This is a genomic window from Algoriphagus sp. Y33 (assembly GCF_014838715.1).
GTDB lineage: Bacteria > Bacteroidota > Bacteroidia > Cytophagales > Cyclobacteriaceae > Algoriphagus.
In genome coordinates this window covers 723,180-738,463 of sequence record NZ_CP061947.1, presented here as the reverse complement: position 1 = coordinate 738,463, position 15,284 = coordinate 723,180, and the positions used below count along the sequence as shown (strand labels likewise).

21 protein-coding genes are annotated in these 15,284 nt (G+C 42.0%); 9 read left to right on the top strand and 12 right to left on the bottom strand.

Features of this window, described 5'->3' with window-relative positions:
- Nucleotides 1-114: 114 nt before the first annotated feature.
- From ID165_RS03190 to ID165_RS03145, 10 genes are all read right to left on the bottom strand, one after another.
- Complete coding sequence (locus ID165_RS03190) at nucleotides 115-1,089, bottom strand: permease (RefSeq protein WP_192348950.1); 975 nt, start codon at nucleotides 1,087-1,089, stop codon at nucleotides 115-117.
- A gap of 9 nt (nucleotides 1,090-1,098) precedes the next feature.
- Nucleotides 1,099-1,347 (bottom strand): thioredoxin family protein, encoded by a 249-nt coding sequence (locus ID165_RS03185; RefSeq protein ID WP_192348949.1) that lies wholly within the window; start codon nucleotides 1,345-1,347, stop codon nucleotides 1,099-1,101.
- Nucleotides 1,348-1,444: 97 nt separating this feature from the next.
- Nucleotides 1,445-2,035 (bottom strand): sigma-70 family RNA polymerase sigma factor, encoded by a 591-nt coding sequence (locus tag ID165_RS03180; protein ID WP_192348948.1) that lies wholly within the window; start codon nucleotides 2,033-2,035, stop codon nucleotides 1,445-1,447.
- A 22-nt stretch (nucleotides 2,036-2,057) separates the two neighbouring features.
- Complete coding sequence (locus ID165_RS03175; protein ID WP_192348947.1) at nucleotides 2,058-2,780, bottom strand: metallophosphoesterase; 723 nt, start codon at nucleotides 2,778-2,780, stop codon at nucleotides 2,058-2,060.
- A 186-nt stretch (nucleotides 2,781-2,966) separates the two neighbouring features.
- On the bottom strand, nucleotides 2,967-4,031 hold the full coding sequence (locus tag ID165_RS03170) for an ArsO family NAD(P)H-dependent flavin-containing monooxygenase (protein WP_192348946.1): 1,065 nt from the start codon (nucleotides 4,029-4,031) through the stop codon (nucleotides 2,967-2,969).
- Nucleotides 4,031-5,089: an ACR3 family arsenite efflux transporter gene (gene arsB / locus ID165_RS03165; protein ID WP_192348945.1), complete on the bottom strand. Its 1,059-nt coding sequence runs from the start codon at nucleotides 5,087-5,089 to the stop codon at nucleotides 4,031-4,033. Before arsB ends, ID165_RS03170 begins: the two co-directional genes overlap by 1 nt.
- A gap of 2 nt (nucleotides 5,090-5,091) precedes the next feature.
- The gene (locus ID165_RS03160) at nucleotides 5,092-5,718 is read right to left on the bottom strand and encodes a protein-tyrosine-phosphatase (protein WP_192348944.1); all 627 of its coding nucleotides are present in this window, start codon (nucleotides 5,716-5,718) and stop codon (nucleotides 5,092-5,094) included.
- Between the two features lie 19 nt (nucleotides 5,719-5,737).
- The gene (locus tag ID165_RS03155) at nucleotides 5,738-6,208 is read right to left on the bottom strand and encodes a DUF6428 family protein (protein ID WP_192348943.1); all 471 of its coding nucleotides are present in this window, start codon (nucleotides 6,206-6,208) and stop codon (nucleotides 5,738-5,740) included.
- A gap of 60 nt (nucleotides 6,209-6,268) precedes the next feature.
- On the bottom strand, nucleotides 6,269-6,601 hold the full coding sequence (locus ID165_RS03150; RefSeq protein WP_192348942.1) for a helix-turn-helix transcriptional regulator: 333 nt from the start codon (nucleotides 6,599-6,601) through the stop codon (nucleotides 6,269-6,271).
- A gap of 300 nt (nucleotides 6,602-6,901) precedes the next feature.
- A complete protein-coding gene (locus ID165_RS03145) occupies nucleotides 6,902-7,192 on the bottom strand; it encodes a hypothetical protein (RefSeq protein ID WP_192348941.1) in 291 nt (96 codons plus the stop codon).
- Nucleotides 7,193-7,738: 546 nt separating this feature from the next.
- On the opposite strand from ID165_RS03145, the gene ID165_RS03140 reads away from it, so the two are divergent.
- Nucleotides 7,739-8,797, top strand: coding sequence for a linear amide C-N hydrolase (locus ID165_RS03140; protein ID WP_192348940.1), 1,059 nt, complete (start codon nucleotides 7,739-7,741; stop codon nucleotides 8,795-8,797).
- Nucleotides 8,798-9,666: 869 nt separating this feature from the next.
- Here ID165_RS03140 and ID165_RS03135 read toward each other — a convergent pair.
- The gene (locus tag ID165_RS03135; protein WP_192348939.1) at nucleotides 9,667-10,548 is read right to left on the bottom strand and encodes an SDR family oxidoreductase; all 882 of its coding nucleotides are present in this window, start codon (nucleotides 10,546-10,548) and stop codon (nucleotides 9,667-9,669) included.
- 155 nt (nucleotides 10,549-10,703) lie between these two features.
- Here ID165_RS03135 and ID165_RS03130 point away from each other — a divergent pair, with 155 nt between their 5' ends.
- The 7 genes from ID165_RS03130 (at nucleotide 10,704) to ID165_RS03100 (ending at nucleotide 13,961) form a co-directional block, all read left to right on the top strand.
- Complete coding sequence (locus tag ID165_RS03130) at nucleotides 10,704-11,069, top strand: helix-turn-helix domain-containing protein (RefSeq protein WP_192348938.1); 366 nt, start codon at nucleotides 10,704-10,706, stop codon at nucleotides 11,067-11,069.
- A 134-nt stretch (nucleotides 11,070-11,203) separates the two neighbouring features.
- The gene (locus ID165_RS03125; protein WP_192348937.1) at nucleotides 11,204-11,521 is read left to right on the top strand and encodes a hypothetical protein; all 318 of its coding nucleotides are present in this window, start codon (nucleotides 11,204-11,206) and stop codon (nucleotides 11,519-11,521) included.
- Nucleotides 11,522-11,962, top strand: coding sequence for a VOC family protein (locus tag ID165_RS03120; RefSeq protein ID WP_192348936.1), 441 nt, complete (start codon nucleotides 11,522-11,524; stop codon nucleotides 11,960-11,962).
- 49 nt (nucleotides 11,963-12,011) lie between these two features.
- Nucleotides 12,012-12,590, top strand: a complete 579-nt coding sequence (locus ID165_RS03115; protein ID WP_192348935.1) for a hypothetical protein — start codon at nucleotides 12,012-12,014, stop codon at nucleotides 12,588-12,590.
- A gap of 217 nt (nucleotides 12,591-12,807) precedes the next feature.
- The gene (locus ID165_RS03110) at nucleotides 12,808-13,122 is read left to right on the top strand and encodes a helix-turn-helix transcriptional regulator (RefSeq protein ID WP_192348934.1); all 315 of its coding nucleotides are present in this window, start codon (nucleotides 12,808-12,810) and stop codon (nucleotides 13,120-13,122) included.
- A 21-nt stretch (nucleotides 13,123-13,143) separates the two neighbouring features.
- The gene (locus tag ID165_RS03105) at nucleotides 13,144-13,590 is read left to right on the top strand and encodes an SRPBCC domain-containing protein (RefSeq protein WP_225586961.1); all 447 of its coding nucleotides are present in this window, start codon (nucleotides 13,144-13,146) and stop codon (nucleotides 13,588-13,590) included.
- Nucleotides 13,587-13,961 (top strand): DoxX family protein, encoded by a 375-nt coding sequence (locus tag ID165_RS03100; RefSeq protein ID WP_192348933.1) that lies wholly within the window; start codon nucleotides 13,587-13,589, stop codon nucleotides 13,959-13,961. Before ID165_RS03105 ends, ID165_RS03100 begins: the two co-directional genes overlap by 4 nt.
- Before the next feature lie 97 nt (nucleotides 13,962-14,058).
- Here the strand turns inward: ID165_RS03100 and ID165_RS03095 are convergent, their stop codons facing one another.
- Nucleotides 14,059-14,289: a hypothetical protein gene (locus ID165_RS03095; protein WP_192348932.1), complete on the bottom strand. Its 231-nt coding sequence runs from the start codon at nucleotides 14,287-14,289 to the stop codon at nucleotides 14,059-14,061.
- A 362-nt stretch (nucleotides 14,290-14,651) separates the two neighbouring features.
- On the opposite strand from ID165_RS03095, the gene ID165_RS03090 reads away from it, so the two are divergent.
- Nucleotides 14,652-15,047 carry a DUF1398 domain-containing protein gene (locus ID165_RS03090; RefSeq protein ID WP_192348931.1) on the top strand — a complete coding sequence of 132 codons (396 nt, stop codon included), beginning with the start codon at nucleotides 14,652-14,654 and terminating at the stop codon, nucleotides 15,045-15,047.
- The last annotated feature ends 237 nt before the right edge of the window (nucleotides 15,048-15,284 follow it).

The following is a 15,284-nucleotide window of genomic DNA, read 5'->3' as shown; positions in this document are numbered from 1 at the left end:
AAATAAAATGATAGCTCGCCTTACCGGGAATCCAGTGTTTGCTATTCAACTACCTCATATTAAAAAAAGGTATCCCGGCATAAATCCGGGATACCCGATTATTCTTCGATTATCTCAAAAAAGCAAATTAAACAGCCATCCTGAAAGAATCATCCCTGTCGCAATTGTAGAGAAAAAGGCTATGATCAACCGCTTTTGCATCACTTTTTTCAGTAACATAGCTTCAGGTAAAGACAAGCCTATAGCCCCCATCATAAAAGCCATCGCGGTTCCCAAAGGAACTCCTTTGCCCACCAGCGATTCCAATACAGGAAGAATACCTACCGCATCTATATACAGTGGTATCGACAGAACTACGGCTAGAGGCACAGCCAGCGGATTTGACTTTGAAATATATTCTTCAAAGAAAGATTCGGGAACGTATCCATGTACCAGTGCGCCGATCACTATCCCGAAAAACACATAAGGTACCAGCTTTCTAATCGTCTGTGATGCGTCCGCATGGATTTGAGGCAACCTCTCCTTAAAGGTCTTATTTCTTGTCTGCGTTTGCCCTACTGGCTTGCCCAGATTTTTCAGCCACTCTGCGATGTGGTGTTCCATCCCAAGCTTTTCGAGGACAATTCCACCGAGGACGCCCAGAACGATCCCCGATATGACATACACCAATGTCACTTTCCACCCGAAAGTGGCCCAGAATAGTGCGATTGCGATTTCATTGACCAGCGGGGAAGTGATCAGAAAGGACAGCGCTATCCCCAGCGGCATCCTTGCCTGCATCATCCCCACAAATAATGGGATGGATGAGCAAGAGCAAAATGGAGTGACTGCACCCAGAATCGAGGCGGCAAGATTCCCAAAACCTGAATGCTTGTGTTTGTCCAGGTAATTCTTCACCTTCTCCATCGGCAGGTAGCTGACTATGGTCCCCATCAGGTAGGTAACCAAGATAACAAGGAGAATAAGTACCGTGAAGGTAACTAGAAAGTAATGAACTGTCACCCCCAAAGAACTTTCCACACTGATTCCCAACAGGTCATACAGCAGATAGCCTGCCCATTCCGATAGAACTCTTTCTAACGATTCCATGGCTGACTATCAAAGAATGGTTACTAATTTTTCATCTTCGGAATATTCAACGTAGCTGTAAACCTTCCCATGGATGACTAGAGATGGAAAGCTCAGTGCGCCATAGCGCATGGTGTCTTTCATTTCGGAGAATTCCTCTACCTCCACCCGAAGGTCGTTTTGTCGGGCTACCCGCTCTACCTGCTCACGGATCGGAGGAAATATAGAGCAGCAAGAAGAATGAAGGATTTTTACAGTAGTTGTTGATAGCGTACTCATAGCTTAGTTTTTTTGGTTGAACTTTACTATGTAGTCTTCAATGACTGGGGAAAAGACACATTTTCTTTGCGTTTTCCTTAAAAAATGGCTTTTCTCACTACCGGCAAATACTTTTTTGAAATGAACTCAAATGGTTTTGGAGAGGCGTACAGGAAATCTTTACACTGCAACTGACAAAATTACCCTGCTGATCATATTCAATATCGCAGCAATCATCAAACAACTCTTTCAACTTCACCCTTCCTCTCTGAATCCGCATTTTGGTAGCGGAAATACTCAGCCCAACCTCCTTGGCAATTTGTGCCTGGGGTATTTTATCGATGTCGGCAAGGAGCAAAGGTTCCGCATACTTTTCAGGCAAAAATCCAATCATCGGAATGAGGTAATCATAAGCAGTAAGCTCACAAGGATCATCTGAGGGCAAATCGAATATCTTCGTTTCTTCCGTATTCTCATGGTTATTGCGTTTATAAAAATCCGAAATAGTATTTCGGCTTACCTGAAAAAGCCAGGCTTTTACATTAGTTATCTGTGTCCCTTTCCGATAGCTTTCCGTCAGTTTCAGCATCACTTCTTGGACAATATCCTCCGCATCCTGCTCATTATTACACTTTCTGAATACATACGCCTTTAAAAAAACGTAAAATTCTGTGACGATGGATCCAATGAGTTGGTTCTTGTCAGTCATATCAGTTTACTTTAATTGCTCCTTATTTCCCCTGCGCCAATGCATCCGCATACTGCTCCGGAAATTCACTGCTCCTCAATGCCTGAACGGATGACTCCACATCATAGGACAGTCTACGGAATTCCGGACGCCAACTAAGAGGATTCTCTGCAGACATCAGTTCTCGGAGATCTGCCAAAACATATCCTGCCCGGAGATCGCCGTCTTTAGGCTTCCCCACCGAACCCACATTGATCACATGTCTCAATCTATCCCCATCCTGTATACGGCGGTGAAATGGCAGATGTGTGTGACCACAAAGCAGTATGTCGGCCTTCCGATCACGCATCATGGCCAATACTTCCTGTTCAGGATAATCCTCTGTCATGTAATCATCGATTGCCTTTGGGCTACCATGCACCATCCAGAGATTTAGGGATTTTCCTTCAAATTCATAGGAATTTGTAATTTCCCCTGGTAACCCGAGAAGGTAATTTTTGGTCTCAGAGCTGATCAGGCTTTGGGTGATGGAACTGTTGGTTCCTGATATTGCCGGAGCTAGTTGCAAAGCCTCCTCATGGTTTCCCATCAGTACGGGAAATTGATTTTTCCGGATCAGGCTGACCACCTCTTCCGGCCAGATATGATAGCCCACCAAATCCCCAAGACAAAATATCCCATCTGGTTTCTCCCGCTTTATATCCTCCAAAACAACCTTAAGGGCGGGCAGATTGGCATGTACATCAGAAAAAAAAGCGATTTTCATGTATTTATGATTGATTTTTATGATTATCCTCGATGATGCTAGGCTCCTCTTAGTGCCTTGGCCTATTTGGCAGAAAGAAGGGAGACCGAAGACCGAAGTCATTGCAACGCTAGAGTTTTCCTAATTCTATGATGCTTTTATTGCTTTACTGGAAGAAAAGCGGATAATCATATTGTTTTTTTGGGGTCATTTAAGATCTTTTAGATAGTCGACTATATCTTTCACTGTCTGACGTGCAGAGCGGCCGACTCCGATCAAGGTAGCCGAGGCGAAGCCTGTCCATCCACCATAACCTACCAACCAGAGGCCGGGAATGTCTTTGCAACGGGTATTTTCAGTAGAAATCCTGCCCCGTGCATCTACCGAAACCAACCCGGAAAGATGATCGGTAGCAAAGCCGAAACCTGTACACCAAAGAATGGCATCAATATCATCCCTACCTCCATTCTCCCAGACTACTGCCGTTTCTTCCAGCACTGAAATTCTTCCTTTGGAAATAAGCACCCCCCTATCCCGGGCTTCCTTGACAGAAGGAGTCATCACGATATTTCCCAAATGGTACCGGGAAGCGTCAAAGGGTTTGCCCAGTTTTTCTGCTTCGTATTTGGCCGTAGCCAGATCAAACAAAACCCGACCATCCACATCGTCAGGTAAATACTCCGGCTGTTCATGTGTTGCCCAGAAGGTTTGAGCCACTTTACTTACCTCAGCGAGCAGCTGTGCTCCGGTATTTCCCTCCCCAACGACCAGCACTCTTTTTCTTTCAAATGCTTTGGAATTTTGATACTCCATTGAGTGCATCTGCAGTCCTTGAAATCGCCTCCTTCCCGACACTTCAGGAATGAAAGGATTTTGCCATGTCCCTGTGGCTGAGATCACCGCTTTGGACTTGATCTGCTCTCTTCCAGCAGTTTGGATTATAAAAACTCCATTCTCGCGGGTAATCTGCGTGACACGAACACCCCGCTTAATAGGAATATCATAACGCTTCTCATAGGCACACAGATAAGCTATTACCTCCTCCCGCACAGGGTATTCTCCCGCAGAATCCGGCATCATATATCCCGGAAGAGAACTGAATTTTGATGGTGAAAACAAGGTCAGCGACTCCCAGGTCTGGGACCAACTGCCTCCGCAGGTTTCCTTATCGTCCAAAATCAGGTAATCCAAACCCGTCCGACGCAGAAAATAGCCGGAGGCAAGTGCACTTTGCCCCCCTCCTATGATAACCAGGTCAACTTCCTTTTGCATCAATCAGCAAGGTTCGGCGTACCGTAATATCTATCTCTCAGCCAAAAGGAAACCCTAACCAGAAGTATCAACGCAGGTACTTCCACCAGAGGACCAATCACTCCGGCAAAAGCCTGCCCCGAGTCAAGTCCAAACACGGCAATGGCAACCGCAATTGCCAGTTCAAAGTTATTTCCGGCAGCGGTAAAAGAGATTGCCGCATTTTTGTCGTAGCTCGCTCCCATGGCTTTGCTGAAGAAAAATCCGATGATAAACATCAAGGTGAAATACACCAACAACGGAATGGCAATCCGCACCACATCCAGCGGGATTTCTACGATCAATTCCCCCTTCAGCGAGAACATTACCACAATGGTAAAGAGCAACGCTATCAACGTAATCGGTGAAATGGAAGGAATAAACACCGTGGTGTACCAATCTTCACCTTTGGCACTGACCAATATCAAGCGGCTAAATAGACCTGCCAGAAATGGAATCCCCAAATAAATGGCAACACTTTCGGCAATGGTTCCGATTGAAATATCCACAATCGCACCCTCAAAACCGAAATATGGCGGAAGCACCGTAATAAACAGCCAGGCATAAAAGCTGTACATAAATACCTGGAAAATACTGTTAAGTGCTACCAACCCGGCACCATATTCACTGCTGCCTTCTGCCAGATCATTCCACACCAACACCATCGCGATACAGCGGGCCAATCCGATCAGGATCAGACCCACCATGTATTCCGGGTAGTCCTGAAGGAATATCAGAGCCAGGGCAAACATCAATACAGGGCCTATGATCCAGTTGAGAATTAAGGAAATACTGAGAATCCGTACATTTTTGAAAACCTTCGGCAAAAGCTTATAGTCAACCTTCGCCAGCGGAGGATACATCATCAGAATCAGGCCTATAGCTATGGAAATATTGGTACTCCCCGAACTAAAGGAATTGATTACCTCTGAACTGGAAGGGAATAAATACCCTATCCCCACCCCAGCGGCCATGGCAAGAAATATCCACCAGGTCAGATTCTTATCCAGAAAGCCAAGTCTCTTTTTAGATGAGGTCATTCTTAAATTTTGATTTGGCTGAAAACATAGAACATCTCAGAGGCAATCTGCAGGGATCTTTCGTCGTAGCGGCTTGTTTCTTCGGGAGTTCCATCATACTTTTTGGGGTCTTCATATCTTACCGGTATCCTGCTCTCGGTTCCCGGGATAAATGGGCAGTTTTCATCAGCATGTGCGCAGGTCATCACTGCAGCAAATCTTTGGGCCTTGTTGATCGGATCATCAAAGAGTTTGGAAAAGGCGGAAATCGGTTCTGCCTCATCGGAGTGAAAGATGAAATACACAGGATTTTCACTTCCTTTTTTGGTCACTCTAAATCCGCTCCTTTTGATGGATTCCACCGCCCGTTCGTTGAATTCCGTCACTTCGACTCCCCCCGAATAGCATTCGGCAGGAACTCCGAAATAATCCGCAGCTGTTTGCGCCCAAATCTGGGAAAACTGGCTCCTCCGGGAATTATGGGTGCAGATAAAGTTTAGGTTGATTTCCTCTCCGGCTTTTAGTTTTTCTTTAATATAGTCTACCAAAACCTGAAGAACTTCCTTTCTATCATCCGATATAGGTAAGGATCTGGCTTTCTCTACAGTTTCGGAAAGCCGGGGCAATAAAATAGCGTTAGTATTATTCATTTTTGAGTGATAGGTTAACTTAACAACATCCTGATCCCGGCGTACAGACATTGGCTTTGGCGGACATATCCGCTAGGTTTAATTTTTCTTTTTTCTGCGGAATGCCGCATTTATCTTTAGCCAGACAGTCGGTCTGCTTGCCTGTGAGTAAAAAATTCACTCCGTCAAACTCCATACCGAATTTACCGATGGTATCCCCTTGGTATTCTACCTCTACTTCCAAGTTCTCCAATCCCAGAACATTCTCGGACAGCTCGATGATTTTGACTAATTTTTCAGGATGTAAGCGATGGTTGTAATCATTGGCGTTCCATAACTGGAAATTCGCCACATTTTCGGTTCTCACTGTTCCGCCGCAGTCGATAAAGTGCTTGGAGATTTTACCTACTTCAGTGACGTGAAAGTGGGTTGGCACCAATGATCCGTCAGGTAATTGAAAGGCAATCTTGTCTAACTTGCCCAGGGCTGTCTTTACTTCTGATAAGTTCATAGCTATGTTTATTTATTGCGATAATACGATTAATAGGTGCAAATTTTTTTAACCTCTTAGCTAGCAGCAGGTGCTATCCGGCGCTTGAAATTGATCAAATACCCCATTGAAAAGCTGCTGGATATGAGTCCACCTTACCGGATTGATGCAGTAGCTTACCGACACTCCTTCTATGGTTCCCTGAATAATTCCCACCTCTTTGAGTTCTCTCAGATGTTGACTGATAGTGGCCTGGGCCAGCCCAAGCTCCTGAACCAGATCCCCGTTGATACAGGTATTGGACTTGAGCAGGTACTGGATGATTGCCACACGTGCAGGATGTGCAAACACTTTGGCAACTTGTGCCAGCTCATTTTGTTCCAGGGTAAATAAATCGGTTTTGGTAACTCCCATGATACTTTAATTCATTGCAATAATACGATATATATTTGTAAACAGAAAATTTTTTCGGATTATGATCAGGGAAATTGCTTTTATTGCTTTACGGACAGAAAAGCGGATATACAAACTTGAGAAAACTCACCCGTGTCTTTTTCTCCTAATTAATAAATCTAAACTCATCGGCGGTTTGCCTCATTTCTCCAGCTTTGGTATGAGAGCAGCTATAGAAAATGACTAACCTACCTTTCAGCCTCTATAGGATATTACCATTAAAATGAAATCTCAATTTTGAGGCTAAAACTTAGGTATAATTCACTTCTCCCCAGAAGGAATTTCAACTTTCTTTACACCAATTCTTTTTCGCTTAGGCCTTGAAGCAGAAGTTGGATAGGAAGGTGTCGATGAGGTTAAAAAAATTCTATCATACTCAAGCTGACATTCCTTCAATTTATTAATATTTCTATAAATTATATCTTCAGGGCCACGCACAACCTTTTCCAGATTTCCATGCTCCATATGGTAGAGCATCACGGAATACGCATTGTCCCAATGGTGATGATTTATTCTGCAAATATCATTAAATGTAAAAAAGGACGGTTCCATAGTTGGGTAAGTAAAAAACCTGCGCTCAATTTAGCAAAAATCTATTAAGTGAATTTGTTTTAAACCCTTTTTCCCAATAAAAAGAAGTATTAGACCAAAAAACATAGATATTTCGCCTACCACAAGCAAAAAAAACTTCTTACTAAAGAATGGCGGCCCGAAATACCACGGCTAGCCACAGCAGGCAATACTTCGCTTACTTCCCGAAACTCCCTGTTGGTGAATGTCATCTTAAATCAGTATTGGCTTATCTGAACTCATCAAATTACAGCGGGTTAATTATGAACTTCGCACTACTATATTTACTTTAGGGAAAGCAAGAGACACATTGTAAGCCTTTAATATAGAGAACCCTATAATTATCCGACAAGAATTATTTGAAAAAAGAAAAGGATGAATAAAAGAAGCAGTAACTACTTATGAACATACCAAAACAAAAAAACAGCACGGAGTACTCAGCTCAGTAAAGTAGATTAGCTAGAAAGATTAAATTTAGATTATGACCTGGGAAATCTCATCAACAGTATAACTTTAACTAATCAGAAAATGAAAAAGACATCAATTCATTTAATCTTAGCGACATTATTTTTATGTTCCTTTTTCACCCTTAATAAAGCTTTCGCTTGTACCAGAGTTGTCTACCAAGGTCCCAATGGAACAATTATCACAGCCCGCTCCATGGACTGGAAGGATGATATTCCTGCAAATCTTTGGATTTTCCCCCGGGGTATAGAAAGAAACGGAGAAGTAGGCACTACTTCGGTAAACTGGAAATCAAAATATGGAAGTGTAATTACCAGCTCTTGGGATATTGTTTCTTCGGACGGTATGAATGAAATGGGGCTTGTTGCCAATATACTGTGGTTGGTTGAGTCACAATATCCGGAATTCGAAAAAGACAAAAGCACACCGGGTATATCCATATCGCTTTGGCTGCAGTATGTATTGGACAATTTTTCCACCGTGGAAGAAGCCGTTGCTGAATTGGGTAAGGAAAAATTTGTGGTAGTCTCTTCCAATATCCCTGGAACGGACAAATTTACTACCGTTCATTTAGCTATTTCTGACAAAACAGGAGACAATGCTATTTTTGAATATATAGACGGAAAGTTGGTCATTCATCATGACATGTCCTATGCAACAATGACGAATTCTCCTGTTTTTGAGGAGCAGTTAGCCATCAATTCATACTGGAAAGGGATTCCGGGGACAATTATGCTACCCGGTACAAACAGGGCTGCTGATAGATTTGTACGGGCATCCTACTACATTGATGCAATTCCCAAAACTGACAATACTCGGATTGCTATCCCCAGCGTTTTCAGCGTTATCAGAAATTGTTCTGTTCCATTGGGAATTTCTTCCGCTACAGAGCCAAACATTTCCTCCACCAGATGGAGAACAGTAGCAGATCAGAAAAACCTAGTTTACTATTTCGACAATGTTATGAATCCCAATGTAGTGTGGGTTGAATTTAGCAAACTTGACTTTAGCGAAAATGGCGGGGTCAGAAAACTGAGCCTGGACAAAGACGGGAACTATTCAGGCGAATCGTCAATGAATTTTAAAAGCACCGAGCCTTTTAAATTTGTAGGATTGGAATAGAGGTACAAATCATACTCTCATTGATTCAACACTCCCTGCGATAGAGCACCTATGGTAGCTCGCTAAATCCCAAAGGAAAATTCCCAGGAGGCATAAAGCGTACTTTGATCTCTTTCCTTCTGAACCATTAACGCCTGATCCCGTAGTTAAATGGGGAAAAAGTAACCCGCTGCTACCCTTTTTGTCTCTCTTATCACAACAATAGTCCTCAAACACTTTAATTGGAGAGAACTAACCGACTTTTATCGTTGGTGCAGCTATAACTGGGCAATGTTCCTCTACAGCCTAAAGACCTATTGCGAAAATCAACAAGGACTTCCGTATCAGGACAGGAAATTCTAGTTGAAGGCAAAAATTTTGGCTGAAGTCGATCAAAAAGGATTACACAATGAGGAATTGACCGCAATCATTAAAGTCACAAGGAAGCAAATTGCCTAATGGCGAATGATGTTGCAAGTGAAGTACGTCCATCAGCCCGGCTCAATCCCAGAGGATAATTGGGACAAAACAATAGTTCTGGCTGTTACCAAGCTATGATGTTGGTAGATGAGAACAAAAAGTTCAATGTCTTCTTCTCCTAGTCCGGCCCCATTGACAGCACTCATTTTATAAAAACCAACTAGAGACTGTCTCAAATGTCAATTTCAGGGTTATTTCACCAACTATTGTTTTGTAACGTAAGCTAGCTAAGGAGAAAAGGACAAATAAAAGGGTGAAGAGGGCTAACCTTTCACCCTTTTCCTTTGACCTTCATCCAAAAGGGATTGATTCAAGCATAACATTTTTGAAATAAAGCGCTTATTAATTAGGGGACAGTCTCGTTTTAGTAGTAAGTCTTATTGCCGCCTAATCAAAAATACCCTAACAGCTTATTTATCCGATGCATAAGCCTTAGCCAGATAGGATTTCAGATCAGTTGGACGTCTGCCCAGTAATAACTCCAAATCAGATTTCTCCACTTCAAATTCACCTTGTTTGATCGCTTCGGCAAAACTGACAAGCATCCTGATAAACTCTTCAGGAATACCTGTTTTTGTAAGGGTGTCTGAATAGGCTTCACTGCTTGGACTTACATAGGCAATGTCCTTGCCTGTCAACTCAGCCAATTCATCCGCAATGGTTTGGAAAGTATAGTTCTCAACATTGTTCATTGCATATTCCTTGTTCTCATGTCCTGCGCCGAGGAGCACGTTGGCAGCTGCTTCAGCCAGATTGTCACGGTCAGCAAATGCAACTTTTCCTTCTCCGGCAGGGAAAAAGATACCGCTGTCCAAAACTTGTTCGCCTACAAACATCGGGATTACTCCCAAGTAGAGGTTATTCCTAAAAATGGTATAATTCAATCCGCTTGACTTGAGGGCTTTATCCGTTTCAATATGTGCTTGGCCCAAAAAAGCCATCGAAGAATCAGCACTTTCATTTTTACGCTCAAAGCTCGTGTACAGTACATGGGTTACTCCCGCTTCTTTGGCAGCATTGATTACATTTTTGTGTTGGGGAGAGCGGTTTGCCAGATCAGTCCCTGAAATCAGCAAGACTTTTTCAGCTCCTCGAAAAGCATCCAGCAGTGAGTCATAGTTATCATAATCCCCTACTTTGATGCTGACACCTTGTGCGGTAAGGTCTTTTGCCTTAGACTTATCCCTTACCAAGCCTGTGATTTGGGATGCTTTAACTCCTTTTTTTACCAGAAAGTCAATGGTGGCTTTCCCGAAGTGGCCCGAAGCCCCTGTGATTACTATTTTGCTCATGATTCTACAGTTTAAATTGTACTATTGATTACTTTAAGAATTTAAGTTACTTTTGGTAACTCAAAGGTAATACCAAGCCAATAGCCACACAAGAAGGCACGGCAGAGTTAGCCAGTTACCTCTGGGTAATTAATACTGAAATTCAATAAGATAAGATGGGAAAAATATTAGAATTATATCAAAATACATTAGACTGCCCGGTTCGTACGGTGTTGGATCGCATTGGTGACAAATGGTCCATGTTGGCAATTCTAATTCTGGGAGAGGAAGAAACGATGCGATTCAATGAATTGCAAAAATCCATGAAGGACATTTCCCAGAAAATGTTGACAGTAACGCTAAGAAAGCTTGAATCGGATGGACTGGTCAACCGAACAATCTTCCCCGAAATTCCACCGAGGGTAGAATACAATCTTACTGAGAGAGGCCGCTCACTTTTGCCCCATATTCATGGCCTCTCTTCTTGGGCCAATGAAAATATTGTAGGGATCAAAGAATCCAGGAAAAAAGTAGCCAACTAAAAAGTCTTATTTCACGTATGCTGTATTCAAGTGCTTTTCAAATATAAAATGAGCAAAGACAATCACGTTCAGATAATAGAGAAATCAACTATTCATATTCACTCCTTTACTACCCAACTCCCTATCTTTTATCAGTGAAAAAATTCATTATACCAGCTATTGCTACTCTTATTTTTATCGCCGGCCTTGTTTCGATGGTACTGCCATTTGTGCCTCTGGGCTGGCTTCTAATAGCGCTTGCATCCTTACTAATGGCGCCTTACCTCAAATTCATGCGAAAGTTCATCGCTTGGCTCGCAAAAAAAGACACTACGGGTTTTGTGGAAAAAGCGGGAGAAAAAGCTTCCAAATTATATGAATGGGCTGGCGATCACAAAAGAGCTGAGAAACTGGAATCAATTATCCAAAACAGCCATAATTCCGAAGACTCAAAAAAAACAGAGCATAAGTGATTGAGTCACAAAGTGGTTTTATCGGTATCTCAAACTGATTTCATTCAGGGAATTCAGCGGTTTGGGGATACCCCCCAATCTGAAAACCACCCGCCTGTGGACGATACTGTAAAGAAAATGGTTCACCATGTGGACTTACCTCTACTGGGTAATCAGATTCTCATGGCAACAGCCGCTCCAAATGAAATAGGCTTTACCGTGAATTTAGGCAATGATATGCACATCAATTTAGAACCTGAAAACAAAGAAGAGGCGGATAGGATTTTCAATGGACTCTCGGCTGGAGGGGAAATCACAATGCCGCTACAGGATATGTTCTGGGGAGCCTATTATGGTAGCTTCGTAGACAAATTCGGGATCAATTGGATGGTGAATCCCCCCCCCTGTCATAGCACAATAAGTAATAGGTGGAGTGTGTGGCTCTGCCCCATATTTTTTTAGTACTCATCATAATTGAACCCATTGATTTTTTGCCCTATTTTTACTCCTAATGAAAGAAGGGTTAATAAAGGATGCCTACGAAGCATTGATCAAAGAGCTACAAACAATAGTGACAATTGCTTATGTTTTTTCTGTGGGAATAGGAATGCTTTTCAACTACCAGAAGTACATCCAATTCAACATAAATATTTTTGATTATGCGGATATTCTGGATTTTCTAATCGCTCCCTTTTCGGATTTTGCTATTCTGTTTTTCATCATCGGTTCCGCATCTCTTCTTGGACTTCTCATATTGCTGGATTCTTACTCCAAGAAAAAGTATCCAAATTTGTACTCCACAATTAATTTTAGAATAGATAAAAAACCTTGGTTCAAGTTATTCCAAGTTATCTCCTACTCGCTGCTATTTGGGTTATATTTATTTCTTGCTGCACAACTGTACGGCAGCTATTACAAAGAACAAGTACTTAAGAGTAAAGCGATTGAGCTCAAATTTGCTGACAACGAGATCAAAAAAGGCATTTTGATAGGCAAAACCAAAGACATACTTTTCCTACTGCACGACAATAAACTTTCAGCCATCCCCATCTCTTCTTTTGTAAAGGAATTTGAAATTATTCAAGACTAGCACTCACTCTGCCTTCGGAACAGGATGTACTTTGTAACATAGCTCACTTTTAGGAAAGTTAGCCATCTATGCTGCCGGTCTGCAGAAAAATTGTCTCTAAACTGCGGCCTCTTATGTAACCCTGGATCCCCACGCAGTTTAATAAATTTTCAAAAAATTAGGCAAAAATTATATAGCCACATAACTACACGTATATTTGTAGTCAAATAGCTACACAATGAATTTAAGACGGGACGTATTTCAGGCAATTGCAGAACCTACCAGAAGGGCGATCCTCCTGCTATTGACCACTCAATCGCTGACAGCAGGAGCTATAGCTTCAAACTTCGACACTGCCAGGCCTACGGTGTCAAAGCATCTGCAGATCCTTAACGAATGCGAATTAATTCGGCAAGAACAGCAGGGAAGAGAAGTTATCTACCATTTGAATCCTATCAAAATGAAGGAAATAGCCGACTTCCTAGCCCCTTTCCGAATGATGTGGGAGGAGAGATTTGACCGATTGGAGAATATGATGAAGAACCATAAATAGCAAAAAACCAAAATAAAAGCCTTGGACGGGCAACAGGAGTTGTTTATTACCAGAGAATTTGACTTACCCATAGCCTTGCTTTTCAAAGCTTATGTGATTCCGGAGCTTGTAGCTGAATGGATGGGAACGAAGGTTATAAAATTAGAAAGCAAAAGACATAGAGCTTACCAATTCGAAACCACTGACCCCAAGGGAAATCTTCATCGATTCAGTGGAGTCATTCATGAATTTGAAGCAGAAAAAAAAATCACCCGAACTTTTGAAATGGAAAACACGCCCTTTCCTGTTCAATTGGAATTTTTGGAGTTCATTCCACTATCAGAAGATAGAAGCAGGCTCATTATGCAAGTCATCTATAAATCTGTTAAGGATCGGGATGAGCACTTGAAAATGCCATTTGAATACGGTATCAATATGGCCCACAACAGACTTCAAGAAATCTGCAATCCTTTAAGCAATAATTCATGACTAAGCGAAATAAAATCATCTATTGGGTAGCTACCTGCTGGCTAGCCCTGGGAATGGTCTCCACAGCAATCGTACAACTGATAAAAATGGAAGACGAAGTAGAGAAGACAAGCTTGCAACTGGGCAACCCTACTTACTTCCTTACCATCATCGGAGTATGGAAGTTGCTTGGAGTCATCGCTATCCTTATCCCCAAATACCCTTTAGTGAAAGAATGGGCCTATGCGGGCTTTGCGTTCCTGATGACAGGAGCAATATTTTCCCATTTAGCGGTGGGCGATTCGGCCGCTGAATATTTTGGATCCGGGCTTCTACTTGTGCTGACCGTTGTATCCTGGTATTTCAGATCTGCAGAAAGAAAGAAGGCATAGTCCAATAAATCTAAACCAATGGAATAATTCAGGTCAAAGTAAGCTGTGGACATGAACGCATCACAAGAGAACTGATCAGTACTTGCTTGACTAAACCCTAATCTTTGTTTTTGTCACGTTCTTCATTGTCGACAGTTTCTCCTTGAACATCGTTTTTCCTATCATTTTCCCGTTCGATCTTCTTAAAGTCCTCCTTTTTGGGAGGCTTGGCATCTCCTGAGTCATTCGGCGTTTTTCTGGTAGTTCCTTTGTCTACCTCTTCTTTTTCTTTTTTTCCAAAAACCGGCATAGGAAAAATTCCAGTTGATTGATTATTGATTATCAGCATAGTGCAATAGTATAATTGTATGAAAAGTACTGAATAGGCTAAAAACAACTATCGTTCCACTGGTAGGAAGAACATATATAGGCTTCATACAGGGTATATATTGAAAACTGAGGGCTATATAAATCTTTACGGGTTGCTAACCACGGTCAAAAAATCCTGAATATGGGGATTTAATGACTTACTTCCCCGCCAAATCCCGATATCGCAAAACCTGACTGGAAGCGAATATCTCACTTGTTATTTTTTGAGATGTCACATTAGCTTTCAACAATCAAACTTTGAACAGGTGAAGATTAGCCTTTACTACACTTAAAAAACTCTAAGTTTTAAGTAGATTAGGAAATCTAACCAATCATCTCAAAATGTTTACACTAGAACAAATAAAACAGGCGCATAGCCAAGTAAAGACTGGCGCAGACTTTCCTTCTTATATCCTAGAACTACAAAAACTAGGTGTGAAATACTATGAGACTTTTGTCTCAGACGGCCACTCTGTTTATTTTGGTGTAAAAGAGTATAGCGTTGTCTCCCCAGCAATGTATAAAACTTTGGATATAGCCTCTAAAAGCAAAAAAGAACAATTTGAAATTGAACTAACTACTCACCAACAAGGTAAGTCAGATTACCAAACCTTCTGTAGCGAAGCAGCAAAGGCCGGTATTGAAAAATGGGTTGTTCTGGTTGATAAAATGACTTGTACCTATTATGATAAACCCGGAAATGAAGTTCTGGAAGAGACTATTACCGGACACACCTAAGTAGCCTCGTCTGGAAAAATTAAGGGGTGCACTATGAAATGGCTAATAGATAAGAGAGACCCCGTTCACTAATCACAATACCCCATGAGTTATTACATCTGCAAATCAGTATAGTAAAATTACATGTATATCCGCTTTTCTACCAGTAGGGAATCAAAAGCGACATAAGATTTGGTAAACCTTTGCGATGAAGACTACTCTTCCCCGCCGCCTTGGCGGGTTCCCCGTCTGACGTCG